This is a genomic window from Sphingomonas bisphenolicum, assembly GCF_024349785.1.
Classification (GTDB): domain Bacteria; phylum Pseudomonadota; class Alphaproteobacteria; order Sphingomonadales; family Sphingomonadaceae; genus Sphingobium; species Sphingobium bisphenolicum.
Genome location: NZ_AP018818.1, coordinates 618,611 through 644,935, shown reverse-complemented (window position 1 = coordinate 644,935; position 26,325 = coordinate 618,611). Strand labels below are relative to the sequence as shown.

Below are 26,325 nucleotides of genomic sequence, written 5' to 3'. Positions count from 1 at the left end.
GGTTCGCCTCCCCGCAAACTCAACCGCTCGGTCAAAAACTCATTTGACCGAGCGAGTCAATGTGAAGCAGCTTCACACTGACTTCGCAACGAGATTTGCCGATCAGGCAATGCGCGAATTCGATCCGACAGGGAGAGGGCAAGATGAGAAAGACCGTGTTTCTTTATACGGCATGTTTGGCGGGCGCCGTGCCCGCGACAGCTTATGCGCAAGGTGGCGACAACGATGCCGGCGCTAGCGAAATTGTGGTGACGGCGCAGCGCCGCGAGCAGCGCCTTCAGGACGTGCCCCTGTCGGTCTCGGTCGTCAGCGGTGAAGCCATGCAGCGCGCCGGGCTGACATCGCTTGAAGATGTGGGCGCGCGCCTGCCTGCGGTCAGGATTGCGCAGGCGGTTCTGGCCGATCTCATAAATGTTCGCGGTGTCGGCTCCGGTAATAATCCCGGATTCGAGCAATCGGTCGCGACCTTCGTCGACGGCGTGTACCGCGCACGCTCGCGCTCGACCAGGGCTGCCTTGTTCGACATCGACCGGCTGGAAGTCCTCAAAGGACCCCAGACGACATTCTTCGGCGCAAATGCCATCGCGGGCGCTTTTAATATCTCCACGCGAAAGCCTGGGCGCTCTTTCAGCTACAACGGCCTGACTTCCTACGATTTCGTCACGGATGAGCATATCGTCGAGGGCGGCCTGACGGTTCCTTTGTCCGAAACGCTGAGCCTGCGCGCAGCCGCACGCGTTATGGGGGGGAAGGGCTATGTGGAAACACCGACAGGTCGCGGCCCGAACAACGACACGCTTCAGGGACGTCTCTCCATTCGATGGGAGCCGGTTTCCGCTCTCACGAGTGATCTGCGAATCGAAGGCAGCCGCTCCCGGACAAAGAACGCGTTTCCCTTCGAGATCATCGGCTGCCCGCCGCCCACGCCTTTCCCGCTGCTTGCCACGTCAACATGCGCGCGTGCGCTTGCCGCCAATGGTGGTTCGGTCGATGATAAGCTGAATTTCCACAGCAGTTCGCCTTACAGCTTCGCGAACTACGACTTTGGGGAGGCCGCATGGACGAACGCTCTGGATCTGGCGGGCGCGACCCTCACGTCGACAACGTCTTACTTCGAGCATAAATATACGGGTCGGCTACAATATGCCCCGCTCACCTTCATCAGTCCGGTTCAGCCGGGACTGGATGGATTCCCCGCCCAGTCGATAGAGAAATATCATCAGTTCAGCCAAGAGTTGCGCTTCCAGTCCGCCGGTGGTGGAACGCTGGAATATATGTTCGGCGGCTATTATTCGCGCAGCAAGATCGACTATGCTTCGTATTTTGGCTTCTTTTTCTCGCCTTTCGGAGCCATTCCGGCGGCAGCCGCACTGGGAACGAATGCCAGCACGCCATTGACCGGTGAATTGGCCAACCTTCAGCGGGATGACACGCTCTCGGCCTTTGCATCCGCCACGATCCGTCCAATCGAAAATCTGCGGATCAACCTGGGTGCGCGCTATTCGTCGATTCGAAAGCGCGCCAACCGCGTGTCGGGGACCGGCACCTCGGTGAACGCGGATCCGGCGACCTATCAGCCGTTCGGAACGGATCTTCAGGCGGTTTTCTTCCGGATTCTAGGATCGGAAGGCGGGCAATATGCCCGGCCGCGCCGACGCGACAGCGACTTCATGCCCTCCATCGGCCTGCAATATGACCTGACGCCGTCCTTGATGGCTTATGCCAGCTATACCAAGGGGTTCAAGGCGGGAGGATATGCCTACACGTCGAGAACGAATGACTTCGAGCCCGAGACCGTCAATGCTTACGAGGTGGGCATCAAAGGGACGCTGCTTGACCGGCGCCTGACATTCGCCGCCGACCTGTTCCGTATGGATTATAACAATCTCCAGGAATCGACGGTCGTCTTCATCAACGGATCGCCTGTCTCGCTCGTTCAGAATGCCGCGCAATCCCGGTCCCAGGGCGCGGAGTTCAATGCCACGCTCCGGCTGTCACGCGCCCTGTCCCTCTCGACGGACCTGACCTATCTCGATTCGGCCTACAAGAATTATCCGGCCGGCGCCTGCACTCTGATCGGGGTCGCAACAGGATGCCAGTCCCAGAACCTGTCCGGAAAGCGGCGGGCGTTTTCGCCCAAATATTCGGGCAATGTCGCGCTCAATGTGACCCTCCCGGTCGGCGATAATGAGGTCCGCCTGTCGCCCTCCGTCTATTTCACGACCGCATATTACCAGTCAGCGACGGCCGACCCCCTCCTGGCGCAGGACGGTTACGCGAAGGTCGATCTACGGCTCGCCTTTGGTCCTTCGGACAAGAGCTGGGAGGTTGCGCTCATCGGAAAGAACTTGACGGACAAAACGACCGCCGGCTTCAGGCAGGGGATAACCGGCACCAACGGGACGATCCTGGCCATGCCGGAACCGCCGCGCACTGTCGGCATCCAGTTCACGCTTACACATTGATATCATGGTGCGCGGCAGGCCGCGCACCATTGCCCGAAAGGAAATCCTCGCAATGGGTGAGGCAATCAAGCCGGCTTACGGCCGCTACGTCCTGATGGCGCTGCTGGCGGTCTATTCCATCAATTTCATGGACCGGCAGATCATTGCCGTCCTCTCACCCCAGATAAAGGCCGAACTTGGATTGAGCGACACCCAGCTCGGTTTTCTCAAGGGAACGGCCTTTGCCCTGTTCTACGCGACGATGTCGATCCCCATGGCCATGCTGGGGGATCGCACGAACCGCGTGACGCTGATTTCATGCTCGCTGGCTCTTTGGAGCGGCATGACGGCGCTCACCGGTTTTGCGGGCAATTTCCTTCACCTCTTCCTTTGCCGGATGGTGGTTGGCGTGGGCGAAGCCGGAAGCACGCCGCCGTCCCATTCTCTCCTTGCCGATTATTTTGCACGCGACAAGCGGTCGACAGCCCTTGCGATCTATTCCCTCGGCGTCCCGATCGGGACCTTTTTGGGGCTGATCGTCGGCGGGTGGCTGGCGACCCATTATGGTTGGCGAACCACGCTTCTGGTCCTTGGCATTCCGGGGGTTTTCCTTGGCCTTGTCGTCAAATCCACGGTGCGAGACGTGCCGAGGGGGTCGGCGGATGCGTTGGCGGCGCCTCCTCCACGGCCGGACGGCCTGGCTACGGTCGCGCGGCAGCTTTGGTCCATCCCGACCTATCGGACGATGGTCCTGAGCGGGGCGCTCAACGCTTTTGTCGGCTATGCCCTATCGATGTGGCTGGTGGATTTCTATGTTCGTGCAGGGCGTGCTTCACTTGCTGAAGTCGGAATCTGGATGGCGGTCGCATTCGGGGTGGGCGGCGGCATCGGCACCTTTACAGGTGGCATTGCCGCGGACAAGTTCGGTCGCCGCAATCCCTCAAGCTATCTTGTGATACCGGGCACCGCGATGGTGGTCGCCGCGCCGCTGACGATTGCGGCGGTACTGGTCCCCGGCATGGCATGGAGCGTGGCCTGCGTTTTCATCGCAAGCGGCCTGATGTACATGTCATTTGGTCCTCTTTACGGCCTCGTGCAGACGCTCGCGCCCGTCAACAACAGATCCCTGGCGATCGCCTTCTATTTCCTTTTCCAGAGCCTGATCGGATCGGGGCTAGGCCCGCTGACGGTCGGCTTCGCCAGCGACCAGCTTTCGCACATAGTGGCGCCCGACACTGCGCTCACCATTGCGATCGGTTCGCTTTGCCTCCCCCTGTTCATAGCTGGACTCAATCTGATCCTCCAGCGGAATCGCCTCCAGGCGGATCTGGCGCGCATCCCCTGACGCGAGGCGCGCCCATCAACAACCATCAAAGGACACAGTATGCCGGAAATCTCCCACGGCGGTTACACCACCCATTATGAAGACGATAATTTCTCGACGCCCTGGCAATGCCCGGAGGTTGTCCTCATCCAGCATGGGTTCGGACGGAACGCAAACTTCTGGTGGCATTGGGTCCCACCGATCGCCAGTGATTATCGATTGATCAGGCGCGATCTTCGGGGCCATGGCGGATCTTCCGATGGCGCATTCACTCCATGGACATTCGATGGATTGGTTGAGGACCTGCGAGACTTTTGCGACACACTCGATATCGAGAAGATACACCTCATCGGCGAGTCCACCGGCGGAATGCTCTCCGTTGGCTTTGCCCATCGATTCCCCGAACGGGTCCGGTCGCTGACCTTGTGCAATGCGCCGACGACGATCAATGAGGACGGCCAGAAATTCTTCGCGGGGAACCATGGGTCCTGGCAGGACGCGCTCAAGACGCTAGGCGCGAAAGGCTGGTTTGAATGGCTCGTCCAGCAACCCGGCACGGCGGCTCCCGAAACCGCGGCGGAAAGGAAATGGATTCTTGCTCAGATGGCGCGGACTTCGACCCAGGCCATGATCGGATACAGCCATGTCATATCATCGGTCGATGTCGCCCCGCTGCTCCCCGAACTGAAGGTTCCGACCCTGGTGCTCGCGCCCACGCGGAGTTCCGCAGCACCGCTGGATGCCCAAAGGGCGATGGCGAACGATATTCCCGGCGCGCGGCTCGCCATTATCGATAGCAGGGGCCACGAAACATATTGGGACCGACGGGACGACTGCATCGCCGCATGGCGCGACCATGTGGCGAGCATTGACGCATTGGTATAACGGAAGCGACGGCGATCCTGCTCATCACCGATCGGCGATGAGCGGGATCGTCCCCGGATGTTCAGAATGACTTGCGCAAGGAGAAGCCATAGGTTCGCGGTGCATCAAGGCGATAATTGACCTGGAAGTAATTTTCCGGGATCGGGAAGCCAGAGGCCACCGAGTTGACGACCGCCTTGTTTTCGATGTTGCGAATGAAGGCGGAAATGGTCAGGTCCATTTTTCTCACCGTGTAACTCAGGTTCGCATTCGTCTTGTGATAGCTGGGCACGCGATACAGCAGCGTGTCCCCGGCGGCATTAGCATAGCTGCCCTGGGCGATCTGATGGCTGACGAAGGAGACGTCCGCGCCTGCGGCAAGCCTGTCCCCATTGGCAAGGTCCACACCGCGCTCATAATCGATCCGGATCGTTGACCTCGGTGAGAGGAACACCGGAGTATGGGAGAAATCGACAGGGGCGGAGTAGGGAAGCTCAAGCAGGAAATCATCGAATTTATTGTCGAGAAGGTTGAGGGATATGCCGAGATTGTTATTTCGGCTCGGGCGCCAGCGCGCGCTGAACTCTCCGCCTTTGAAAGTCGCGGACTGTGAATTCACGATGGGGAAGAATGTCCCGTTCAATATCGTGCTCGGCGCGCCGGCACCCGGGCGCCAGAAGACGTAGGCCTGATAGTTTTTATAGTCATATCTGAACAGGCTGGCGTTCAGCTGGAGCCTGTTGTTGAAGAACATGTTCTTCGAGCCGATCTCATAGGCGGTAATAAGCTCGGGGGCGTAGGTGATGAGTGAAGCCGCTTCGGGAGGGAGGACGTTGATCCCTCCGGATTTGAAACCGGTGCTCGCGGTAAAGAAGAGCAAGTTGTTCGGCGTGGCCTGATATTTGAAGCCTGCTTTCCACGTCAAGCGGTCAAGGGATGTCTTGCCGCTTGTTGCAAGCGTCCCTGGGAAGGCCGTTCCGGTCGAGATCGTGCCTGCTTCGACCAGCCCTTCCGCGGATTTGGTTTCATGCGTGTATCGAAGGCCCCCGACAAGACTGAAGCCGTCGAGCCACGGAACTGGCAAGGTCAGGTCGGCAAACAGTGCAGCGGATTTCGCCGTCGAATCCGTGAGCGGGAACGCCTGATAGAAATCGTCTGGCGCGAAGGTGTTTTGGACATAGTTAGACTGGGTGAGAGCCGTTTGCTTGAGGTGCGAGTAATAGCCCCCAAGAACCCAGCCGAACGGCGAACCGGGCGCTCCGGACAGTCTGATTTCCTGAGTGAAGAACTTATCTTTCGTATTTTGAATGAAATCGAAATTGTCCACGCCGCCATACCAGCCGGCCGTTGTCGAATTCCGCCAGTCGGTAACCTTGTAGCCGGTCAGCGATATGAGATCTGCCCATCCCAGGTCGTAGTTGAACTCCGCCGACGCGCCGTAAATGGTGGTGTTTCCATGGCCGATCGGCTGAGACGGCAGCAGGCCCGACCAGGGTCGATACGGGGTGGCGGCACACGCCGGGACATTGTCGAGATCAGGCGGGCATGAGCCGTCATAGGAGGTTGCATGCGACTTCCGGCTTGCCGCATCGACCGTTAAAAGCGCCGTGAAGAGATCGCCGGGGGCGAACAGAAGCTTTGCTCGCCCCGCAAAAGACCTGACATCGTTGGTGCCGTTGTCATTATAGGCGTCATGGTGATCGGAGCCGCCAGCCACTCGCAGGGCGACCGTGTCCGAGAGTGGCAGGTTAAGGGCCCCTTCCGAGTTGATCGCGCCATAATTTCCCGCGCCGGCGCGGACATAGCCGCCCAGTTCGAATGTCGGCCTGCTCGTGATGAAATTGATCGTCCCGCCATTGGAGTTGCGACCGTACAGGGTGCCTTGCGGACCAAGCACGGCTTCCACCCGCTCGATGTCGAACAATACCGGCGTCAACGCATTGGGCGTCGAGAGATATATGCCATCCTGGTTGAAGGCCACGGACGGATCGACACCCGGATTGAAGTTGGCGGTTCCAAGGCCGCGGATCGCGATGTTGGGCTGAATCGAAGGGACAACCTTCACCGCAGGATCGATATATTGCAAATCGAGGGCGTTGCGAATGCCTGACTTTTCGAGATCGGCTGGCTGGAGTGCGTGCACCGCGATGGCTGCCTTTTGAAGGCTTTCCGACCGCTTCTGTGCTGTGACGATTATCTCGCCATCTGCCGGCGCGGCGACCTGCTGGGCGTCAGCCGTAGGAGTGATTGCAACGTAGATGACCGTGGTCAGAAGCGCCACGCGAAAGCATGCCTTATTCATGTCCCCTCCTATGCAGTATTTTTGCGGCTTGCCGCTCTTTGCTGACAAGGTCTGTAATTGCTGCGGGGACGGGTCAAAGTAAAAAAATGCACGCCGATTGATCTGGCATCAACCTTTCCGGTTCTCCTCGAACGTCTTTCGCTGGCGAGTTCCGCTCCTATGTATCTACAAATATGCCGAAAATTCCATCCATCATTGGTGTCCATCGAATCTTGGCGCGAACTATTCGCCCGCCAGCACGGCTTATTTCGCCCAAAAACTCAAGAATGTCGTTATTTAGAACGACCGGTACAGGCCGACGGCTTGCACCTCCATCAGGAACACGATGCTCACCAATGCCAGGGTCACTTGCGTGGAAAGATGCAGATACGTTCGTCCCCGCGGGACGCGCTTTTTAAGTTCGAGGTTGCCCCGCACTCAACGGATTCCGCATGCGGCAACCACCCGCGCCTCTCGATGGTCACTTTGAATGCGCATCGCGCGAGACGTCGATTTGTTGCGGATCGGCCACAGGTTGCGCGCGATCTTCGCAAAAGCAAGGATCGCCAAATGTCACAATGAGGTGCGCATGTCATGCCAGTAGCGCGGGAAAGGGTGTTTTTAGCGTGTCGCGATCCGCATCGTTCCATGTTCTGTTGAGATCAGATCAACTGAATAGAAGAAAAGTCCTTCGCGCTGTCCCCGGCGCTGAGGGTATCTAACCACGCCGAACACGATCGATGACATCGTGCGGTTATGGTATTTATGGGGAGGTAATATGCGCAGGGCAATTCCACTTTACGGCGCAATGATGAGTTCGGTGGCGCTGCTCGCGTTCGCGCCCACTCTCAGTGCTCAGGAAGCCGGTTCGAGCGCGGCTGCGCCGGCGATCGGCGAGCAGGACATCATCGTCACGGCGCGCAAGCGCGATGAGCGCCTGCAAGACGTGCCCGCGGCGATCGCGGCGGTGAGCTCGCAGGAAATCGCTCGCTATTCAACCAACACGATCACCCAAATCTCAAGCCGCGTGCCGCAACTTCAGGTCGGCTCCGTGAGCGGCCCGGGCGGTGGTTCGATCAATCTTCGCGGCATCGGGTCGCCCGGTACGAGCCCCAGCGTGGATCAGGCTGTCTCGATCAACATCGATGGCATCCAGGTGAGCCAGGGCAATGCGATCAACATGGGCATTTACGACCTGGACCGGGTCGAAGTGCTCAAGGGGCCGCAGGCGCTTTTCTACGGCAAGAACAGCCTAGGCGGGATCATCTCCTTCGTTTCTGCCGATCCTGGCAAGGAATTCGAATGGCGCGCACGTGCCGGCTACGAATTCGCGCAGGATCGCCAGCAATATGAAGCGATGATTTCCACTCCGGTGACCGAAGGGCTCGGCCTGCGCGTCGTTGGCGCTTATTCGAAGCAGGACGGCTGGTTCCACAACGTGTCGAACAATGTCCCGGGCGGGACCGGCATTTCGACCAGCACGGCGCCGAAGTCGGAAGACTATTTCGTTCGCGGTACCTTGAAGTTCGAAGGCGCCGACGGGAAATTCGACGCCAAGCTCAAGGCAAGCTATGCCCAACTGGATCGCGACAACGGGCCCGGCGGTTCCACCCAGCTGTTTGACTGCCCCCTTGGTGCGCCGCAGCTCCAGGTCTTTGCAGGCAACACCGGGGGCGTGAACGACTGCAAGCTCGATCGCAATGTCGTCGATCCCAACATCTCCGCGACGACCGTGGCGGCATCCCCCTATTATCTGGGCAATGGAAGGCCGTTCCTCAAGCAGAAGCAGTTCCTGTCGTCGCTCCAGATGACTTTGCGCCCTACCGACACTCTGACGCTGACGTCGGTGACCGGCTATTATGACTTCAAGGAAGACTTCAGCTGGAATGTGTCGGCAGGTGAGCTGGAAAGCTTGGTGACCGGCAGCCACGTCAAGGACAAGCAGTTCACGCAGGAGTTGCGCGCGGCGACTTCGTTTGAATCGCCCTTCAATGTCGTAGTCGGGAGCTATTATCAGTTTTCCGAGAAAAAGTTCGAGGCTCCGCTGGTTACGACCGGCTTCCTCACGGGTTTCACGGGACCGCTGGTTCTGGTCGACGACCGCTTTCGCCAGAAGACCGAAGCCTATTCCTTCTTCGGTCAGGGAATTCTGACACTTTCCGAGCAACTGGAAATTACGGCCGGGGGTCGTTATTCCGTTGAGGACAAGTGGTTGCACCTTACCCGTTATCCTAGCGCGTTCACGGGCTTCGCTCCTACGCCGGTCCAGATCGCACTCGATCCCAACAAGGTCCATTTCACGGATTTCTCGCCCGAAGCCACGATCCGCTTCCGGCCGACGCGCAGCATCACTTTCTACGGTGCATATCGTGAGGGCTTCACGTCAGGCGGCTTCAATACCGCTCCTGCGAGCCCCGGCGGTGACATTACCTATCGGCAGGCACGGGCTCGCGGCTTCGAAGCCGGGGTGAAGGGTAGTCTTCTGGATCGGCAGCTGAGCTTCGATGCGTCAGTCTACACGTATAAATATGACGATCTTCAGCTCAATGCATTCGATCCTGTGTCCATCTCGGTGAAGGTACGCAACGCGGCGTCGGCACGCAGCAAGGGAGCCGAACTTGCGCTCACCTTCGCGCCGAAGGCGTTGCCTGGCCTGACGCTGCGCTCCAACATCGCCTACAATCACGCCCGATATCTCAACTATTCGGACGCGTCCTGCTATGCTGGCCAGTCGATCGCCCAGGGATGCAATCGCAACCTCGTGCCTCGCTTTGACCCCGTCACCGGCGCGCCGGTCGGGTCGAGCTACTCTTCTCAGGATCTTTCGGGCACGCAGCTTGAGCGTGCGCCTGACTGGACGATGAGTCATGGCATCATGTACGATATGCCAATCTCCAGCTCAATGAAGTTCAGCCTCGGCGGGGATGGCAACTACACTGGCAGCTTCAATCCGGAACCTGCCCATAATCCGCGTGCACTACAGCGAGGCGTATGGCGCTTTAACGCTTTTGCGTCGCTGGCTGCCTCGGATGACTCATGGGAACTCTCGCTGATCGGTCGAAATCTGGCTAACAAGCTGCGGGCCGCTACGGCGTTCGAATATCCGCTGACGGGCGCGTCGTTCCCTGGTTACGCAACGCCGGGCCTGGGCGCCGACCTCGCTGGCGCGCCAACCGAACCGCGGACGGTGATGTTACAGCTCACATTGCGCAACCCGTTGTTCAAGTGAGCCCTTGGGGGCAGCGTTCCATAGCGGCGCTGCCCCCAGAAATTTCTACGGGGCCGCCCTGTGGATAGGGCGGAGGCGCCATCAAATGCCCCGTCAAAAGCAATTTCAATGGATCATGAGATCGACATCGCTTCGGGTAATATGGCAATCATCATCCCGCACTAAACCAGTGGAGCCGTCGCGGCATCTGGACTCGCATTCTGGAAGACTTGACCGAGGAGAGCTGAAGCGCTGAAACTGCTCAGCTCGACAGGAGCTACAACAGGGGCCGCCGCTCCGCCGTAGAGAAATAGTGGATCGAACCAATGGCATTGGCATCTCGCGCGGCGGCCACACACGATGATTGACGCACTGGGGGATCTCATTGAGCGACTACTCGCCTCGCGCTGGGGCCCGGCATCACATCTGATATCATGGGCGTGATCTGGCTTTGAAAGAGTCTGCTAAGTTGCGTAGAAACCCCTCGGCTAGCGCGGTGTGCTTCTGATCTCAGTAATATCTTGGTCCTTCAGGAGTTGCATCATCTGCCGATCCGTCGCTTGCGCCTCCCTTGCGAGCCATCGGCGGAATTTCAGCAGGCCTGGATTGGTTTCCACCAGGTTGTTCCACATAAGATAATATGGCAGGTGGTCGCGGACAGCCAGATTCCATGGGATGACGAGCCGACCGCTGGCTATGTCATTTTCCACAAGTTGAAGATGGGCGATTGCGACACCCGCGCCGGCTGCTGCTGCCTCGACAGTGAGAGTGGATGAGCTGAGAAAGGTCGTCTCGCCAAGATCGGCGATGCTCAATCCCGCGCCCTCCAGCCAAGTGCTCCACATTTTCGGCCCCGCCAGCGAATGCAGAATGGGATGGGCGTTGAACTGGCGGATATGGGTCCAGCGTTCACCGCCCTGAAGAAGCGAAGGGCTGCAGACTGGCACCAGAAGAGGGTTGAACAAAAGCTGCGTAGCGTTGCTCAAATTGGCGATCGGCCCATGTCTGATGCCGGCATCAAGGTCGCCAACCCGGAAATCGATAGTATCGGTGGACGTCGTGATTTGCATGCGCGTGTCCGGATCGTTCCTGTGCAGATCCAGCATCCTGGGAGTGAGCCATCGCAAAACGAAACTCAAGGATGAGGAAACGCGCAGCGGGCCAGCAGCGTGCAGGCCGAATATCCGTTCGGTCGCAGAACGCAATTCCAGGAACGCTTCCGCCACGCTCGCCAGATATTCTTCGCCTTTTTTCGTCAGGGTGAGTTCGCGGTGTCCACGAATGAACAGTTCTTCGCCAAAATGTTTTTCAAGCGCCTGCATCTGGCGGCTGACCGCGCCGGTCGTCACATGAAGTTCTTTAGCCGCCGCAGTGAAATTTCTGAGCCTCCCAGCACTTTCAAAAGTGCGGAGGGCGTTGAGTGAAGGAACGCGCAATGAACCGTCCGTACGAGCTAGAAGCGATGCCAATGACTGCGATCCATCTATCATAAATGGCGGCACCTCGGTTGTAAACCATGCGGATTGGCCGGTAGGACGGGCTGGCTCAATTTGGAATGGCTGGGCGTTAGGATGCGGACGGTGGGTCGAGATGAAGGCAGATATATTTGGTTTCGACATAGTCATCGATACCCTGCCTGCCGCCTTCCCGGCCGAGGCCCGAGGCTTTGACGCCGCCAAAAGGTGCTACCTCCGTCGATATCAATCCGGTGTTGATGCCGACCATTCCGGTTTCCAGCTTCTCGCTGACCCGCCATGCCCGTGAGACATCGCGGGTGTAGATATAGGCAGCTAGGCCGAATGGAGATGCGTTCACTGTCTTAATGAGATCCTCTTCGTTATCGAATGACGCAAGCGCCGCTACGGGACCGAAGGTTTCTTCTTGCATGACGCACATGTCGGCCGTTGCATGCGTGAGGACGGTAGGCGTGAAGAAATTTTCGCCCTCCGCGTGGCCCACTCCACCCGTCGCCACAAACGCGCCCTTGGAAACAGCGTCTGCTATATGCGCCTTGACCTTCGCCATCGCCCGCTGGTCGATGAGCGGGCCGATCTGACTATTGGGATCGCTTGCTGGAGCGACAACCAAGCTGCAGGTGGCCTCGGTGAATCGGGCCGCGAAGCATTCATAGATTTCCCGTTGAATGAAAAGCCGGTTGGTGCAAATGCAGGTTTGCCCTGCATTACGGAATTTGGATGCGATGGCGCCCTGAACAGCAGCCTCGATGTCCGCATCGCCAAAGACGATAAAAGGCGCATTGCCCCCGAGTTCCAGGCTAACTTTTTTGATTGTGGGTGCGCACTGGGCCATGAGCTTCGCGCCCGTGGCAGTTGATCCCGTGAAGCTCAGCTTCTGGACTTCAGGACTGGCGGTGAGAGTTGCCCCGATCCCGACCGGATCTCCGGTGACGATGTTCAAAACCCCCTTGGGCAAGCCCGCTTCCTCAGCCAGCGCGCCGATCGCAAGCGCTGTGAAGGGGGTTTGCTCGGCTGGCTTGAGGATGATGGTGCAGCCGACCGCCAATGCAGGGCCGATTTTTCGCGTCACCATCGCTGCGGGGAAGTTCCATGGTGTGATCGCGGCGACGACGCCGATAGGCTGCCGCAAGACGAAGATTCGCTTGTCCCTCTGGTGCCCTGGTACGATCTCGCCATAGATGCGCCTTGCCTCTTCGGAGAACCAGTCGAGATAGGACGCGGAATAGTGGATTTCGCCTAAAGCTTCACTGTGAGGCTTGCCCTGTTCTGCGCTGAGCAATCGCGCAAGGGCGTCGGCCCGGTCGATCATCAGGTGGGCGAATGTGCGAAGGAGCGCCGCTCTTTCATGGGCGGCTAGTGCCGACCAATGGGGAAGCGCCGATCGGGCGGCCTCGATCGCCGACTTCGCTTCGGGGCCCCCCATCATAGGCACGCGGCCGATGACCTGCCCCGTCGCGGGGTCATCGACATCCATCCATGCTCCATTCGTAACCCACTGCCCATCAATCAGGCAGGCTTCACGCTTCAGGCTTGTCGCGACAGCCATGTTCAAGAGCCTTGCACAAACGAGCTTGCGTTCAGAGCTGAAATCAAGGCTGTGATCTCCATGAGATGCTCGGAGGTTTTCACCAGCCGATCGGCAAATGTCGGATTGGGGTCTGCAAAGCGGGAGGGTCCCCACCAACCCTCCGGAGCTTGCCGATCAATGAACCACTGCATCATTGGAGCAAGCCACTTGCCCCAGCCGCCTTCAGGATCGGCTTGGTGCATGACGCCCACGGCCCAACCGAATTTGCAGGCCTGAACGCTTTCGATGTCGGTAAATTGTTCCTGCGTTCCGTTCACATTGTAGGCAAGGAAGCCGCGAGCGAGTTCGATCGCTTCGAGCCGATGCCGAATGTGCGCATAACGCGCGAGAAACACCGCCGCCATGCCGGGTCCGTAAAAGGCTTGCCGGGGCTGGTTGAAGGGCACGATCGCGGCCCAGGCGAAAGCGGGGTCGGGCGTGCGCCATACATCTTCGCCTTGGCGAAACATGTAGAAGTTTCCATCAGACGGCTGAGCGGCAAGGAGCCCTTCAAGCCAACGGTAAACCTTGTCAGCGACGTCCAACTGACCGGTGATGAGCGCGGAAAGGCCAACCTGCGCGGTGGAAAGCACGTCGCAGATACCCGCCGGGTGATTCCCGCTGTCCAAGCGCGTCGGCAGTCCCCCATAGACGGGATCCTGCTGGCTGGCGAGATAGTCCATGGACCGCAGGGCTATATCGAAGCTGCCCGCCATCCAGGCGCTCACGACGAACGTGCCGAGCCAGTAATTGGCGTATTGGGAAATGTAGCTCTGGCCTTCCATGAAACCCGGAAGATAATCCCCATTCTCACCGATCCGGTGTTTTGCGGCCCAACTGACGACGGCGCTTGCCGCTGCGGGTTCGCCGGCTACCGCCAGACTCCAGCCAAGGCGGCTCCATCCGGTCCGGGTATCGCAATCCGCGGGGCGACCGTCGGATTCGATGTGTTTGAGAAGCCAGTCGACTGATCGATCCCTTGCCACCAGAGCCGTTCGGGTGAGCTCATTTGGATTGAACATTTCAATTACCTCCAGGATCGACATCGCCGCGGCAAGGAGCTTCTTCGCGTGATGAGTGTAGTGAAAGAGTAGCTGGCCATGGAATGGCGATTAATCGAGGAAATTTTGAATGTTATCTTGATTATCGAACTTAAAGAAATGGCCCGAAGAATCCGATAATTGGAGAGACTATGACTGATTTCGTCTATTCAAAAGAAAAGCAATGCGTACCGTCCGAGGAGCGATAGCGTCACTTTATCTGGTCAACCAAGCTTCGCCTTTGCAAATTTCTTCCCTGTCAATTTCCTGAACTGCGCTCAGGTTTAGTCCAGCAATCCGGGAAAACTGTCAAATGACATCGTCGGCGCTTCGTTGCATAGAACTCAAAGCTCGGACGGATGCCGTTCGCCATCCTCCCTCGAATGGCCCGTTCAGTTTCTCGTGCGCGTTGTCTTTGGCGCAGGCTGGTGAGGAGGCGTGCGCATCGCCATGCTGACTTCCTGCGTCGTGGCATGCTCGCGAAAAAGCATCTCCGCTCTCAATGCATCATTTCCGCGGAATGCGTCCACGATTGCGTGATGTTGTTGATGGGCATAGCGCAACAGGTCGAGGATTTTGGTTTCGTTATGGGTCTCGAAGGCAATCACGCCGGGCGCGGTGAAGGGCACGATATTGCAGCGTGCGATCAAATCACAGAGCAGGGGGTCGGCTGCTCCATTGACCACTATGTCATGAAAGCGCGCGTTCAATGCGCCAAAGGCTTCTTCCAAAGCATCGCTGAGGTCAGCGGATTGAAGCAGGTCATCACCCTCTTCCAGAAGCGGGGTCAGGGCCTCCGCTATAAGGGTTCCACGCCCTGCTATGATGATGGAGCGGGCCGCAAAGCCCTCCAGCATCGCGCGAAGCTGGAGGGCTTGAAGGCTTTCCTGACGGGTGAAGCTGCGCACGCGATAGCCTCGCCCGCCAGCAGGGACAAGAAGACCTTCCTGTGCCAGAGCTGGCAGAGCCTGACGGATGGGCGTGCGTGAAATTGCCAGCCTGTCCGCGAGGTCCAACTCCAGAAGCCGCTCCCCGGGCCGGAGTGCACCCCGGAGAATCATTTCCCGGATCCTGGTGAGGGCCGAAGCAGGCGTTTCGTTCAAATCGGTTCTCTCAACTTGCTCCTCAGCCCAAATGACACATGTGACATCGGTAATGAAGGGGCAACCTTTATGGATTCATTATTGCCTAATTCCAGCAAAAAAAGTGTCATATTGACGACTTTTGGATACAAAGATATGAATGATGCGGCGGGCGCTCATGCTGCTCGATGTTTTCAAAAGGAGAGGCGGCCGTGCAAGGCGCGCTATTTGACGTGGTGGTGGACACGGTACGCGAATTGACGCCGCGCGTCCGGGAATATCGCTTGCGATCCGCCGATGGCCGGACTCTGCCACCTTATAGCCCGGGCGCCCATATCGAACTGCATGCAAGGACCGAAGTCCACGGCCCGATGGTCCGCCACTATTCACTCATCGGCGGTTCGCGGTTGGAGGACGATGCGCCGAATGTCTACCGGATCGCCGTGCAGCGCGAGGATCGCCAGCGTGGCTCTGCACATATTCACCAGAATTTCGTCGTTGGAACGCCAGTCCGCATCTCGCGGGCGAAGAATGGTTTCCCCCTCGATTTTCGAGATCGACGCAGCTTGCTGATCGCGGGGGGCATTGGCGTTACCCCAATCTATTCGATGGCTCGCAGTCTTGTTCGGCGGAAGCGCGATTTTCATATGGTCTATTGTGGCAGGACGCCCGAGCAGCTCGCCTATTCAGCGGATCTCGAAGCGCTTTGTGAAGGGCGGGTCGCCTTTCACTATAGTGGTGATCCGCCGCTCGAAAATGTGGACATGGTGGCGCTCCTTGAGCGTGAACCCCAAGAAGCCCGCGTCTATGTATGCGGTCCGCCGTCCATGATCAATGCCGTTCACGCGGCGGCGGAAAGCTTGGGATGGGCGGAAGGCCGTATCCGAAGCGAGCGTTTCGGCGTTGGCCCGGCCGCTGGCGACAGGCCGTTCGACGTGCATCTCCGCCGCGACGGACGTGTCGTCCCGGTGGGTCGCGATATTTCCATCCTGGATGCTCTCTCCTCGGCCGGGGTAGATTTATTCTCGGACTGCCGTCGCGGTGAATGCGGCCTGTGCGCCGTCAATGTCGCGGATGCGGGGGATGGGATCGACCACCGCGACAGCTATTTTTCCGCCGATGAGCATCAGGAAAACAAATCGATGTGCATCTGTGTCTCGCGCGCTCGCGGCGAGCGATTAATCCTCGATCTTTGAAGAGGCGAATGCGATGAACGAGTTGAGCCGGGTTGCCGAAAACCTCACTCCGCTGGAACAGGAGCGGTTCGCGGACCAGACCACGCCCCTAATCCGGGACTGCTGGTATGTTGCCGGATTTTCCGATGAGATCAGCCGCGAGATTATCAGCCGGCGACTGTTGGGAATCGACATAGCAATGTACCGGACAGTTTCGGGTGAGCCGGTGGCCGTTCGCAATCGCTGTCCGCACCGGTCCTTCCCTCTGGCGAAGGGTAGGCTCGACGGTGATACCCTTATTTGCGGCTATCATGGCATGCAGTTCGATCCGTCGGGCCGCTGTGTCACCATGCCATCGATGCCCATCGTGCCCTCGAACGCGAACGTCCTTGCGTTCCCGATGGCAGAGCGCGGCCCCATCGTCTGGATCTGGATGGGCGATGCCGATCACGCCGACGAGGATCTGATACCGGACACGTCCTGGCTGGCGGATGCCGGCTGGAAAAGCGTTCGTGGCCAGTTCAGGATCAAGACCGACTATGTGTCGATGCACGAAAATCTGCTCGATCAGACACATTTTCCGTTCCTGCACCCAGGGACCGTGGGCACGCCCGAATATGCGCGCTCCAAGCTGGACGTGCGGCGGGTGGGGGACGTGGTGATTATCGACAGAGCGCTTCGCGATGCCGCGCCTCCGGGGATTTACGGTGTCCCGATGCAGTTGATGGATCGGAAGGTGGATCGCTTTTCCGAAGCGCGCTTTGCCTCACCAGCCATTCATACGGCCTTTGCCAGCGTGGTCGACAGAACCGGAGCGGAAGGGCCGGAAACCTATCGGTTCAACATCACGCATCTGATCACCCCTGAGACCAACGAGTCGATCCATTACTGGTGGTTCAACAGCCGGGATCGTCGATTGGACGACCCCACGGCGGACGAATTCCTGCTTGTCGCTTCGGAGCAGGCCTATCTGGAGGACGTAGAGGCGCTCGAGTGGATCCTTGAAGCGGTGACCACCGATGTCGAGCCGCAGTTCGATCTGAACTTCGCCCCGGATAAACCCGGTCTCCTGATGCGGCGCATTCTCTTTGAGGCGGCGGGTGCCGCGAAGAAGGCATGAATGGCAGGACTTAGGGAGGGTTAATATGAGTCAACAATCGTTTCCCATGAATGCATGGTATGTCGCGGCTTGGGATGCTGAAGTCGGGCGTGCATTGCTGGCCAGGACGATCTGCAACAGGAAGATGGTCCTCTACCGAAAGCTCGACGGAGGGCCAGTCGCGCTGGAAGATGCCTGCTGGCACCGCCTGGTTCCACTCGCCATCGGCACCATCGAAGGCAACGATGTTCGCTGCGGCTATCACGGACTGGTTTTTGGCCCAAATGGCCGCTGCACGCACATGCCATCCCAGGAAACTATCAATCCTTCCGCGTGCGTCCGGTCCTATCCTGTCATCGAACGTTACCGCTTTATCTGGGTTTGGCCGGGCGACCCCGCATTGGCGGATACGGCCTTGATCCCGCACCTCCCATGGGCCGACGATCCGGAATGGGCGGGGGACGGCCGCATGACGCCCGTTAAGGCAGATTATCGGCTGGTGATCGATAATCTGATGGATCTTACGCATGAAACGTTCGTCCATTCCTCCTCGATCGGCAATGCCGCGCTTGCAGAAGCGCCGTTCGACGCCTTTCATGGCGAGCGCACGGCGCGCGTCGAAAGATGGGTTCTTGACGAAGAGGCACCCCCATTCTGGGCTGCCCAACTGGGCAAGCCCGGAAATTCGGATCGTTGGCAGATGATCAATTTCCTCGCGCCCGCGACGATCTACCTCGAAGTGGGTGTCGCGCCTGCTGGCACCGGCGCGCCCGAGGGTGATCGCTCCCAGGGCGTCGACATGCGAGTGATCCACATTCCGACTCCTTCGACCGACAAGAGCTGCTATTATTTCTGGTCCCATCTTCGGAACTATCGCGTCAACGATCAGGGCGTGACCCGACGCGTACTCGAAGGGGCTGCGGGGATACTCTACGAGGATGAGGTGGTCATCGAAGCGCAGCAGCGGGCCATTGACGAAAATCCCGACCATGTCTTCTACAATCTGAACATCGACGCAGGGTCGATGTGGGCGCGGCGAGCGATAGATCGCATGATTGCCGATGAAACCCTGACCGTCGCGGAGGGCGCGTCATGACCCTGTCCGACAAAGCATGGGTCAGGGGTCGTGTGGCGGAAATCCACGACCTGACGCCGACCATAAGGGAATTCACGATCGCTCTGGATCGATCGCTGCCCGCACCCGCCGGCGCGCATGTAAAGGTGCAAGTCCAGGGTAGAGTCGACACCCGATGCTATTCGGTTGTGTCCGCGGACGCGGGGACCCTCAGGATTGCGGTCAAGCTTCACCCGGCAAGCCGTGGCGGGTCTGCCTACATGTGGTCGCTCAAGTTGGATGCGTCGATCCGGCTCACGCCGCCCCGGTGCGATTTTCCGCTGACGCCTGGGGCGCCGCACTACCTGCTTATCGCCGCAGGTGTAGGCGTGACGCCGCTGGTGGCGATGGCTGACCAACTTGCCCGCTCCAATGCCGTGGTCAGGATGCTGTACCTCGCCAGATCCGCCGCGGAATTTGCCTATGCAAAGGAACTGCGGGTCATTTTGGGGGATCGGCTCGTCATGCTGGATACGGAAGTGGACGACAGGCCGGATCTGCTTCAGGAAATCGCCCTGCTTCCGGTCGACGCAGAACTCTATATGTGCGGGCCGCTGCGTCTTATGGAAGCCGTGCGAAGCGTGTGGCTCAGGGCGGGGCGCTCCCTTGCCCGCCTTCGGTACGAAACTTTCGGCTCTGGCGGTAATCGTCCGGCCGAACAGTTTATGATCAAGGTTCCGAGGCTCGGCAAGGCGATTGAGGTAGCCGAGAACCAGTCGATGCTGGACGCCCTTGAGGCGGCCGGCGTCGAAGTGGTTTTTGAATGCAGGCGCGGTGAATGTGGGCTTTGCGCGGTCGACATTTTGGAAACTGAAGGCACAATCGACCACCGCGACATTTTTTTCAGCGAGCGGCAACATACCGAAAATCGCAAAATATGTGCGTGCGTTTCGAGGGTCACCGGCGGCAGCGTGACGATCGATCCAGCATGGCGCGGGGATGGCGCGTTTTTGGGTGCGTGAGTAGCTGCTGAGGATATATGAAATGACCGAAACCCTCGTCCTTGTTCCCGGTCTGCTTTGCGATGCGATAGTCTGGGAGCATCAACTGGAAGCCCTTGGCGGGCGATACAATGTCCATGTTGCGGACGTGACCGGCTTCTCATCAATCCGCGGAATGGCCAAGGCGACCCTGAAAGCCGTTCCCGGTCCCATATCGGTCGCAGGACACTCCATGGGCGCACGCGTTGCCCTCGAGATGGTCCGGATTGCGGCTGACAGGATTATTCGACTGGGGCTGCTCGATACCGGCGTGGATCCGATGACCGAAGGGGAGCCCGCGCGGCGCCAGACACTGGTGGACCTTGGTGCCCGCGAGGGCATGCGCGCGCTCGCGGAAGCGTGGCTGCCGCCCATGGTGCGCCCGGGCGCCCTGGACGAGGACCCGGAGCTAAGGCGGAAACTTTACGCCATGGTTGAGCGGATGTCCCCCGATATCCATAAGCGGCAGATCAAGGCATTGCTCGATCGTCCCGGCGCCTCTGGCGTCCTTCGCACGCTCAATTGCCCCGTCCTAATTGGCTGTGGGGAACTTGATTGCTGGAGCCCGCCTTCCCAGCATGAAGCCATGGCGGAACTCGTCCCCGGCGCTCGGTTTGTCCTGTTTAGCGGCAGCGGACATATGGCGCCGATGGAGGCTCCGGAGGCAGTCACGCAGGCGCTCCGCCACTGGCTGGAGCAAGTGCCAACTCAAATGGATTTGTCGACAAATGAATGATGTTGAACGCCAGCGCATCGAGCACATCTGCGAGCGGCTGATCCGGGAATTCGCCTTTCTCAACGACGCGCACGATCATGACGCCCTTGCGGAACTCTTCACCGAGGATGGCAGTTTTGCCCGTCCCACCGACCCCGATAACGCGGTAATTGGTCGGGAGCAGATACGAATATTCTTCCGCGATCGGTCCAGGAAAGCCACATGCCACGTCATGGCCAATACCGTGGTCGATGTGCTGTCCGAGCACGAAGCCGCCGCTCAAAGCTATGTGATGCTCTACACCGGCCATAATAGCGACAAGTTGCTTATAGGCGAATTCTGCGACGCCTTTCGGTTCGATGGGGGGCAGTGGCGGTTTCAAAGCCGACGTGGGTCGCTCAAGTTCCCCTGATTGACCCTCTGAGCGGTAGGTTTTGCACTTAAGCTGCAGTTCGCTCCAGCATCAATATACGCTCTGCCGACTCGATCGTATTGACGAGCAGCATCGTGACTGTCATCGGGCCAACACCGCCGGGAACCGGAGTGATGTGAGATGCTCGCAAAACTACACCTGCAAAATCGACATCGCCCACAATCTTGCCATTTTTCAACCGGTTGATCCCGATATCGATCACCACCGCACCCTTTTTGACCATGGCGGCGGTTATCAGACCCGGGACCCCTGCTGCGACTACCAATATGTCTGCTCCGATGGTGAACTGCGCGAGATCGCGGGTCTTGGCATGGCAAATAGTGACCGTTGCGTCGCGCGCCATCAACATCAGGGCAATGGGCTTGCCGACAATGTTGCTGGCTCCGATCACCACGACATTCTGCCCCTCAACGGTGATGCCTTCATGCTCGAGAAGCTTGACAACGCCATATGGGGTGCATGGAGAAAATACCGTGCTTCCCGTGACGAGGGCTCCCACATTGTACAGGTGGAATCCGTCGACATCTTTCGATGGAGCGATGGTTTCCAACACCCGAGCCATATCGATGTGGGCTGGCAGCGGGAGTTGAACCAGAATGCCATGAACGGATGAATCGACGTTCAACCTTGTGATGAGGCTCAATAATTCCTCATTCTCGACAGTTTCAGGGAGGCGGTAAGTGAAGGAATGGATACCCACCGCCTCGCATGCACGAATTTTGTTGCGGACATAAACGGCCGATGCTGGATCACCTCCGACAAGAATCACCGCAAGACCCGGCCTGATACCAGCCTTTTCCTCAAGGCGCCGGGCTCGATTGGCACACTCTGTCCGGATTAAGTCCGCAACCGCACGGCCATCGATGATTTTGGCAGTCATATCCGCAACATCCTCAACGCATTAGACCGTGTGCATATCGACGCGACGATTGTCGGTCTTGTAGGGAGCCGCGGCGACCGTTGCTCTGACAGTCTTCTGGGCTTGCCCTGGCTCACCCCAGATCACGGTTACTTCGGTACCGATCTCGGCATGCTCGACATCGATCGCGCACAGCGAGAGCATCTGCCGGAAATAGTAACTATATCCCCGAGACGTCGAAACGCCGACGCTTTCTTCGCCAATCTTGACGCTGTCGGCATACATGAAACCGCGCTGATCGCGGGGCATTTCCATGAAATGGTACGGCTCACCCGATCGGAAAAGGGAGGCATAGACGTCGACGACATCGTCGGCATTCCAGACCAGGGTGCGGATGAGCCGGCGCGGTTGTGCCACTTCGGCTTCCAGCGCCTCGCGACCCAGGAAATCATGATCGAACTTGATATTCTTGCCCCATCCCAGTTCGACCGGGCTGCGATACCAGTCGGCAACATTGTCGGACTCGAAGCTGCCGGCGATGTTGAACGTCGAGGCGAATGCGGGGAGACCCGCCTTGAATTCCGCGAGATAGTCTTTCAGTTCTTCATCGAAAATCGCGGGGAGATAGTCCGTGACGATCGTCGGGAAGCAGGCTTCGAGGTGATTGATAAATGCTGCGCGTCCGCCAAGCTTCCTGATCCCGAATTCAGCACCAGCCTCTAGGACGGCGTCATAGACAGCCTTGGCATCTTCAGCGGGCCCCTGAAGCTCCCAGCCAGGTTCGCCGGACATGCCCTGGCGCAGCGCAATTACTGTCCGGCCGGCAATGACGCACTCGCCATTACGCATGAACTTGATATCGCGAATGGAATCCCCGACCAGCTTTTCCATGACGGCAGCAGCCTTCGGGCCGGCGACCTGGAAATTATAGCCTTCCTCAGCAATGGACTCGACTTGATAGGAGCCCCTTTTGAGCTGATAGTCGATCCAGAAGGTTCCGCGGCCGAACAACCGCACTTCATCTTCAGAAAGGCGCGTCAGGATGCCTTCGGCGATGACCTTGCCGTGGCGCGTTGTATGGGTGACGTGCTTGGACTGATCGATGTCGAACTTGGCGAAGCTGTTCACCGAGAAGTCCGAAAAGAGCTTGAGTACGTCCGGGCCCTTGTAGCGACGCTGCCACAGGAACGACCAGTCGCCGATGTAGCAGTTATCCTTCCAGGACATGCTCTCGTCGATCCAGTCCGTATATTCGGCCAGGCCCCAGCGGGTGGTGAAATAGCCCTCGGGCGTTTGGCGCATATCGGTGGGATTCATAATCGCTCTCCGTGGAAAAGGGTTTAGCTCGCGAACACGACGGTGCGGTGGCCATTGATGATTGCACGGTCCTCAAGGAACAGAAGGACTGCTCGGGACAGAACCCGGCGCTCGATGTCGCGGCCCTTGCGAACCAGATCCTCAGGAGAGTGGTCATGGCTGACCCGTTCGACGTCCTGTTCGATGATCGGTCCTTCATCGAGGTCTCCCGTCACGAAATGGGCGGTCGCACCGATAAGCTTGACGCCGCGCTCATGGGCTTGGTGGTAAGGCTTGGCGCCCTTGAAGCCCGGGAGGAAGCTGTGATGGATGTTGATACAGCGACCAGAAAGAAAGGCAGCCAGATCATCGGAAAGGATCTGCATATAGCGCGCAAGCACGATCAGATCGGCTCCGGTCTCGTTGACGATCGCCTTGATCTGCGCCTCCTGCTGGGGCTTGGTGTCCTTCGTGATCGGCAGGTGATGATAGGGGATGTCGCCTACATTGCTGACGGACAGGACTTCGCGGGGATGGTTGGAAACGATGCCGACGATGTCCATCGGTAGTTCGCCGAGGCGATAGCGATAAAGAAGATCACCGAGGCAGTGGTCGAATTTCGATACCATGAGCAGCACGCGCTTTTTGCGAGACAAATCGCGGAGCGACCATTCCATGTCGAAACGCTCGGCGACGGGCGTGAAATGATAGGAAAGACGTGTGCCGGCATTGGCCTCGGCGGTGAACTCCACGCGCATGAAGAATCGACCACTCTCTAGGTCATCGAATTGCCGGGCCTCAAGGATGTTGGCGCCTCCTTCGAACAGGCTGGTCGCGACGCTGGCAACAATTCCAGGAACGTCGCGACAGGCCAGAGTAAGAACATAGCGGGGGGTAGAGAGGTTCGCAGTCATGTCAATTCCGTCTTCTCGACAACCCGAAGGTGTCACGTTGCTGATATTCGGAAGCGCGCGAGACGCACGGGACGATGACTGAATGACTTTTCGCCTGACGGCGACATCCTCATCCTCCTACGCTCTGCTTGTCTTCGCAATGCCATCCTGTCCTAGCGATGTCCGCGATATTGAGTATGGCGTAATTTCTGATAGGTATTATTTGCATGGATGATATCGGACGCCTTGATCTGAACCTTCTGTTGCTGTTGGACGCGCTGCAGGAAGATATGAACTTGTCAGCGTCTGCCAGGCGTCTGAGAATCAGTCAGCCGACAGCGAGTGCTAACCTTCAGAAGCTGAGGGAGTTTTTTGGCGACCAGCTGTTCGTAAGGACCGGCAGGGGCATGAAGCCGACCCCATTTGCAGAGATGATCTCCGATCCTGTCCGACAGAGCCTCGATATTGTGCGTAAGGATGTCGTGCGAAAAGCGCGGTTCGAACCTGCTATCAGCGACAGGGTGATCCGTATTACCACTTCTGACGTCGGGGTAATGATCTTCATTCCGCCACTGCTTGATGCGCTTCGGGAAGCTGCGCCTTCAATGAATGTCCAAGTCGTCCCTGTTCCACATGACCTGCTCGAAAAGGCACTGGAACAGAACGAGGTCGATGTGGCTATCGGCTATTTCCCGGATCTTACTGGGCCTAATATCATGACGCAGGCGTTGTTCGATCACTCGTTCGCATGTCTCGTCAGCGCTCAGCATTCAACGATCACCGAGCGATTGTCGCTCGAGCAGTTTCTCGCCGCAGACCATATTGTGATCAATGAGCAGGGACGTAGTCAGGAGCTGTTCGAGAGGCGACTTCATGAGTTGGGTATGAGGCGCCGGGTTCGGCTTCATCTTCCCCACTTCATGAGCGTCCCGCAATTGGTTGCGAGTAGCGAGATGATCGCGACTGTCCCGATGTCGCTCGGGGTCTGGTATCAAAATGCGGGGATCAAGGTCTTCCCCACTCCTGTCGAGAGTCCGTTGATCCAGTTGAGACAATTCTGGCACCGTCGTCTGAATGACGATCCGATGGTAACGTGGCTCCATCGGCTGCTCGGAAGTCTATTGATCGGAAAGGATCCGGCTCTGGCCTTTTCGGAGGGATATTCCTCTTCCACCGATCGCACGAGATAGGGGAGGGGAGGCTGGCCGACAGCCTCCCCTGGAAGTCAGGCTGCCTTCCCGAGCATGCCGTGGGGATCGAGAACGAACTTCTGCGGCGCGCCATGATCGAATATTTCATAGCCCTTCGGCGCGTCCTCAAGCGGGATGACCTGAGCGTTGACAATATCCGCGATCGGCAGACGACCGTGAAGAATGGCCATCATCAACTGGCGGTTATATTTAAGGACAGGTGTCTGACCGGTGTGGAAGGATTGAGCCTTAGCCCACCCCAGACCGAAGCGAAGAGACAGGCTGCCCTGCTTTGCGGCGCTGTCGACCGCACCGGGATCCTCGGTCACGTAGAGGCCTGGAATGCCGATCTGCCCAGCAGCTCTCGTTATCTCCATCATCTGGTTGAGAACGATCGCCGGCTGCTCGCCGCCTGCGTGGCCGCGGGCTTCGAAGCCGACGGCATCGATGGCCGAGTCCACCTCGTTACTACCGGTGATGTCAGCGATAAGGTCGCCCAGCCGATCGCTCTTCGACAGGTCAACCGCCTCGAAGCCGACCTTTGCGGCATGGGCGAGGCGATCCTTGTTGAAATCGCCCACCATCACGACCGCGGCGCCGAGGATTCGGGCCGAAGCTGCCGCCGCAAGCCCCACCGGTCCCGCACCCGCGACATAGACGACTGATCCCACGCCGACACCCGCCTTGAGGGCGCCGTGGAAGCCTGTGGGCAGGATGTCCGAGAGCATGGTGAGATCACGGATCCGTTCCATAGCCCGATCGCGATCGGGGAACTTCAACAAATTGAAGTCGGCATAAGGCACCATCACATATTTGGCCTGGCCACCGATCCAGCCGCCCATGTCGACATAACCGTAGGCGCCGCCGGCGCGCGACGGATTGACGGTAAGGCAGACGCCAGTGTCCTGCGATTTACAGGTGCGGCAGCGACCGCATGCCACATTGAAGGGTACCGACACGATGTCACCGATCTCGAGCATCTCGACATCCGCGCCCTTCTCGATCACTTCGCCGGTAATTTCATGCCCGAGCACCAAGCCCTCGGGCGCAGTGGTGCGGCCGCGGACCATGTGCTGATCGGAGCCGCAGATGTTCGTGGTCACGACCTTGAGAATGACGGCATGTTCGATGCGCCGCCCGTCGGGGGCCTCGAATTTGGGATCTCCGATCGACTGGACTTCTACCCTGCCAGCTCCGAGATAAACGACGCCGCGATTGTCGGACATATCCTAATCCTCTCCGTTAAAATATTTTGATAAATAAGGACCGGGCACCCGCCGTCG

The 26,325-nt window shown here is 58.6% G+C and carries 20 protein-coding genes; 11 read left to right on the top strand and 9 right to left on the bottom strand.

What is annotated here, in order from left to right:
• Nucleotides 1–143: 143 nt before the first annotated feature.
• From SBA_RS21310 to SBA_RS21300, 3 genes are read left to right on the top strand one after another with little or no spacing between them, the layout of a single operon-like run.
• A complete protein-coding gene (locus SBA_RS21310) occupies nt 144–2,465 on the top strand; it encodes a TonB-dependent receptor (RefSeq protein ID WP_261936926.1) in 2,322 nt (773 codons plus the stop codon).
• 52 nt (nt 2,466–2,517) lie between these two features.
• A complete protein-coding gene (locus tag SBA_RS21305) occupies nt 2,518–3,789 on the top strand; it encodes a spinster family MFS transporter (protein ID WP_261936925.1) in 1,272 nt (423 codons plus the stop codon).
• Between the two features lie 39 nt (nt 3,790–3,828).
• Nucleotides 3,829–4,653 (top strand): alpha/beta fold hydrolase, encoded by an 825-nt coding sequence (locus SBA_RS21300; protein WP_261936924.1) that lies wholly within the window; start codon nt 3,829–3,831, stop codon nt 4,651–4,653.
• 61 nt (nt 4,654–4,714) lie between these two features.
• Here the strand turns inward: SBA_RS21300 and SBA_RS21295 are convergent, their stop codons facing one another.
• A complete protein-coding gene (locus SBA_RS21295; protein WP_261936923.1) occupies nt 4,715–6,913 on the bottom strand; it encodes a TonB-dependent receptor in 2,199 nt (732 codons plus the stop codon).
• Nucleotides 6,914–7,691: 778 nt separating this feature from the next.
• On the opposite strand from SBA_RS21295, the gene SBA_RS21290 reads away from it, so the two are divergent.
• Entirely contained in the window at nt 7,692–10,142 is a 2,451-nt protein-coding gene (locus SBA_RS21290) for a TonB-dependent receptor (protein ID WP_261936922.1), read from the top strand.
• A gap of 467 nt (nt 10,143–10,609) precedes the next feature.
• Here the strand turns inward: SBA_RS21290 and SBA_RS21285 are convergent, their stop codons facing one another.
• The 4 genes from SBA_RS21285 to SBA_RS21270 all read right to left on the bottom strand — a co-directional run bounded on the left by SBA_RS21285 (nt 10,610) and on the right by SBA_RS21270 (nt 15,309).
• Complete coding sequence (locus SBA_RS21285; RefSeq protein ID WP_261936921.1) at nt 10,610–11,611, bottom strand: LysR substrate-binding domain-containing protein; 1,002 nt, start codon at nt 11,609–11,611, stop codon at nt 10,610–10,612.
• 76 nt (nt 11,612–11,687) lie between these two features.
• Complete coding sequence (locus SBA_RS21280) at nt 11,688–13,145, bottom strand: NAD-dependent succinate-semialdehyde dehydrogenase (protein WP_261936920.1); 1,458 nt, start codon at nt 13,143–13,145, stop codon at nt 11,688–11,690.
• A gap of 2 nt (nt 13,146–13,147) precedes the next feature.
• The gene (locus SBA_RS21275; RefSeq protein ID WP_261936919.1) at nt 13,148–14,212 is read right to left on the bottom strand and encodes a hypothetical protein; all 1,065 of its coding nucleotides are present in this window, start codon (nt 14,210–14,212) and stop codon (nt 13,148–13,150) included.
• A gap of 386 nt (nt 14,213–14,598) precedes the next feature.
• Nucleotides 14,599–15,309: a GntR family transcriptional regulator gene (locus SBA_RS21270; RefSeq protein WP_261936918.1), complete on the bottom strand. Its 711-nt coding sequence runs from the start codon at nt 15,307–15,309 to the stop codon at nt 14,599–14,601.
• A gap of 191 nt (nt 15,310–15,500) precedes the next feature.
• Here SBA_RS21270 and SBA_RS21265 point away from each other — a divergent pair, with 191 nt between their 5' ends.
• From SBA_RS21265 to SBA_RS21240, 6 genes are read left to right on the top strand one after another with little or no spacing between them, the layout of a single operon-like run.
• On the top strand, nt 15,501–16,484 hold the full coding sequence (locus SBA_RS21265; RefSeq protein ID WP_261936917.1) for a PDR/VanB family oxidoreductase: 984 nt from the start codon (nt 15,501–15,503) through the stop codon (nt 16,482–16,484).
• A 13-nt stretch (nt 16,485–16,497) separates the two neighbouring features.
• A complete protein-coding gene (locus SBA_RS21260; protein ID WP_261936916.1) occupies nt 16,498–17,583 on the top strand; it encodes an aromatic ring-hydroxylating dioxygenase subunit alpha in 1,086 nt (361 codons plus the stop codon).
• Nucleotides 17,564–18,658, top strand: coding sequence for an aromatic ring-hydroxylating dioxygenase subunit alpha (locus SBA_RS21255; protein ID WP_261936915.1), 1,095 nt, complete (start codon nt 17,564–17,566; stop codon nt 18,656–18,658). The genes SBA_RS21260 and SBA_RS21255 overlap by 20 nt, the downstream gene beginning before the upstream one ends.
• Nucleotides 18,655–19,638 carry a PDR/VanB family oxidoreductase gene (locus SBA_RS21250; protein ID WP_261936914.1) on the top strand — a complete coding sequence of 328 codons (984 nt, stop codon included), beginning with the start codon at nt 18,655–18,657 and terminating at the stop codon, nt 19,636–19,638. Before SBA_RS21255 ends, SBA_RS21250 begins: the two co-directional genes overlap by 4 nt.
• 22 nt (nt 19,639–19,660) lie before the next feature.
• Nucleotides 19,661–20,392: an alpha/beta fold hydrolase gene (locus SBA_RS21245; protein WP_261936913.1), complete on the top strand. Its 732-nt coding sequence runs from the start codon at nt 19,661–19,663 to the stop codon at nt 20,390–20,392.
• Nucleotides 20,385–20,783 (top strand): nuclear transport factor 2 family protein, encoded by a 399-nt coding sequence (locus SBA_RS21240; protein ID WP_261936912.1) that lies wholly within the window; start codon nt 20,385–20,387, stop codon nt 20,781–20,783. The genes SBA_RS21245 and SBA_RS21240 overlap by 8 nt, the downstream gene beginning before the upstream one ends.
• Before the next feature lie 28 nt (nt 20,784–20,811).
• Here the strand turns inward: SBA_RS21240 and folD are convergent, their stop codons facing one another.
• From folD to purU, 3 genes are all read right to left on the bottom strand, one after another.
• Nucleotides 20,812–21,684: a bifunctional methylenetetrahydrofolate dehydrogenase/methenyltetrahydrofolate cyclohydrolase FolD gene (folD, locus tag SBA_RS21235; RefSeq protein WP_261936911.1), complete on the bottom strand. Its 873-nt coding sequence runs from the start codon at nt 21,682–21,684 to the stop codon at nt 20,812–20,814.
• 21 nt (nt 21,685–21,705) lie between these two features.
• On the bottom strand, nt 21,706–22,890 hold the full coding sequence (locus tag SBA_RS21230) for a hypothetical protein (protein ID WP_261936910.1): 1,185 nt from the start codon (nt 22,888–22,890) through the stop codon (nt 21,706–21,708).
• 113 nt (nt 22,891–23,003) lie between these two features.
• Entirely contained in the window at nt 23,004–23,873 is an 870-nt protein-coding gene (gene purU / locus SBA_RS21225) for a formyltetrahydrofolate deformylase (RefSeq protein ID WP_261936909.1), read from the bottom strand.
• Between the two features lie 206 nt (nt 23,874–24,079).
• On the opposite strand from purU, the gene SBA_RS21220 reads away from it, so the two are divergent.
• Nucleotides 24,080–25,042 carry a LysR family transcriptional regulator gene (locus SBA_RS21220; RefSeq protein ID WP_261936908.1) on the top strand — a complete coding sequence of 321 codons (963 nt, stop codon included), beginning with the start codon at nt 24,080–24,082 and terminating at the stop codon, nt 25,040–25,042.
• 35 nt (nt 25,043–25,077) lie between these two features.
• On the opposite strand, the gene fdhA is transcribed toward SBA_RS21220, so the two are convergent.
• Entirely contained in the window at nt 25,078–26,268 is a 1,191-nt protein-coding gene (gene fdhA / locus SBA_RS21215; protein WP_261936907.1) for a formaldehyde dehydrogenase, glutathione-independent, read from the bottom strand.
• Nucleotides 26,269–26,325: the final 57 nt, after the last annotated feature.

Excerpts from the sequence above, each read along its gene's own strand:
- SBA_RS21310 (WP_261936926.1), top strand. The coding sequence starts at position 144 with ATGAGAAAGACCGTGTTTCTTTATACGGCATGTTTGGCGGGCGCCGTG.
- SBA_RS21305 (WP_261936925.1), top strand. The coding sequence starts at position 2,518 with ATGGGTGAGGCAATCAAGCCGGCTTACGGCCGCTACGTCCTGATGGCG.
- SBA_RS21300 (WP_261936924.1), top strand. The coding sequence starts at position 3,829 with ATGCCGGAAATCTCCCACGGCGGTTACACCACCCATTATGAAGACGAT.
- SBA_RS21290 (WP_261936922.1), top strand. The coding sequence starts at position 7,692 with ATGCGCAGGGCAATTCCACTTTACGGCGCAATGATGAGTTCGGTGGCG.
- SBA_RS21285 (WP_261936921.1), bottom strand. The coding sequence starts at position 11,611 with ATGATAGATGGATCGCAGTCATTGGCATCGCTTCTAGCTCGTACGGAC.
- SBA_RS21280 (WP_261936920.1), bottom strand. The coding sequence starts at position 13,145 with ATGGCTGTCGCGACAAGCCTGAAGCGTGAAGCCTGCCTGATTGATGGG.
- SBA_RS21275 (WP_261936919.1), bottom strand. The coding sequence starts at position 14,212 with ATGTCGATCCTGGAGGTAATTGAAATGTTCAATCCAAATGAGCTCACC.
- SBA_RS21260 (WP_261936916.1), top strand. The coding sequence starts at position 16,498 with ATGAACGAGTTGAGCCGGGTTGCCGAAAACCTCACTCCGCTGGAACAG.
- SBA_RS21250 (WP_261936914.1), top strand. The coding sequence starts at position 18,655 with ATGACCCTGTCCGACAAAGCATGGGTCAGGGGTCGTGTGGCGGAAATC.
- SBA_RS21245 (WP_261936913.1), top strand. The coding sequence starts at position 19,661 with ATGACCGAAACCCTCGTCCTTGTTCCCGGTCTGCTTTGCGATGCGATA.
- SBA_RS21240 (WP_261936912.1), top strand. The coding sequence starts at position 20,385 with ATGAATGATGTTGAACGCCAGCGCATCGAGCACATCTGCGAGCGGCTG.
- folD (WP_261936911.1), bottom strand. The coding sequence starts at position 21,684 with ATGACTGCCAAAATCATCGATGGCCGTGCGGTTGCGGACTTAATCCGG.
- SBA_RS21230 (WP_261936910.1), bottom strand. The coding sequence starts at position 22,890 with ATGTCCTGGAAGGATAACTGCTACATCGGCGACTGGTCGTTCCTGTGG.
- purU (WP_261936909.1), bottom strand. The coding sequence starts at position 23,873 with ATGACTGCGAACCTCTCTACCCCCCGCTATGTTCTTACTCTGGCCTGT.
- SBA_RS21220 (WP_261936908.1), top strand. The coding sequence starts at position 24,080 with ATGGATGATATCGGACGCCTTGATCTGAACCTTCTGTTGCTGTTGGAC.
- fdhA (WP_261936907.1), bottom strand. The coding sequence starts at position 26,268 with ATGTCCGACAATCGCGGCGTCGTTTATCTCGGAGCTGGCAGGGTAGAA.